Source organism: Streptococcus phocae (assembly GCF_001302265.1).
Taxonomy (GTDB): domain Bacteria; phylum Bacillota; class Bacilli; order Lactobacillales; family Streptococcaceae; genus Streptococcus; species Streptococcus phocae.
Window position 1 is genome coordinate 1 of record NZ_LHQM01000053.1, and the last position, 1,122, is coordinate 1,122.

General features: G+C 33.5%; 2 pseudogenes. One reads left to right on the forward strand and one right to left on the reverse strand.

Annotated features, from left to right (window positions below):
* Positions 1 to 182, reverse strand: a pseudogene (locus tag AKK44_RS09290) (ArpU family phage packaging/lysis transcriptional regulator); the annotation flags it as partial.
* A gap of 620 nt (positions 183 to 802) precedes the next feature.
* Here AKK44_RS09290 and AKK44_RS08810 point away from each other — a divergent pair.
* A pseudogene (locus AKK44_RS08810) lies at positions 803 to 1,122 on the forward strand (IS982 family transposase); the annotation flags it as partial.

A 1,122-nucleotide genomic window follows, 5' to 3' on the forward strand; every position in this document is an offset into this window, starting at 1 on the left:
TAACATTCAATCAGTATTTGCCTGTATTCTTTTTTTGACAGTTGAATGATGGTGTGTTTAATAGCATCTAGTTCCTCTAAGGTACATTTTCGGGTTATTTCAAGGCTTTTTCTGCGCGTGGAATGGTAATCTATATCAAACTGGTAAAGCTCGTTATACGTAACATCAGAGCTATTGGCGATACGTTACCATCTATGGAACTCTTTTAGTTTAAGAACGGCATTCTTTTTGATCACCTAATACCTTTAGCACCTCAGGGTAATTAAAAACATTCATCCGCTTAATGTCTTTGTCTCGTTGCTCTTCAAACTAAAGATAAATCGCCATCTCTTAGAAATATTAGTATTGATAATATTTCTAAAAGATGTTCCGTGTGGGCAGCTTTTTCATTTATTTGTTTGTTTTGTAAACTGTACCCTTTTTTGTAACACTTTGTTTTTAGCTTCTAAAATGGTTGTTAAGCTCCTTTTTAGATCAGTTATATAAAAAATATCAGACTAATGGATAGGAGCGCTAAAAATGTGCTTATTTTAAATCTGAGAGTGCTATTCTTTGTGGTAAGGGGTTAAGCCAAGTATATTTATGAAACGCTTTAGGATTAAGCTTTTAATCTTCGCTAAAAATGGCAAAAAAAGTGGATATCATTCCTCCCCACCATAGCCATCATCATATCTATAAGTTCTTTGTTCTGACTAAATACCAAAATATAATATAAACTCGTGGTGCTAGTTATTTTCAAAATACAATAAAAAGCCCAAAAGGACTATACTGTAAGTGCCTAACAAACAGGAGGTTAATCCAAATGAACCATTTACAGTATACCGCTAAATCTCATCACTTACAATGGAATTTGAAGCAATTATCAAAAATATGCCAGCAGCTATATAGGGATTATTGTCCTGAATCTTTCAAACATCGTCATAATATCAGCTTATCTAAGGTTTCAGATCAATCGTTATTAGTTTTGCTTATTTTACAAGCTGAACTAGGCATTAAGTCACAACGGCATTTTTATCGTATCTGTCAACTCTTTCCTTGCGGTCATCTTCTTGAAAGAAGTCGTTTTAATCGACGTTCAAGACAGTTGATTTGGTTAGTTCAAGTCATTAGACAAGCAATGAA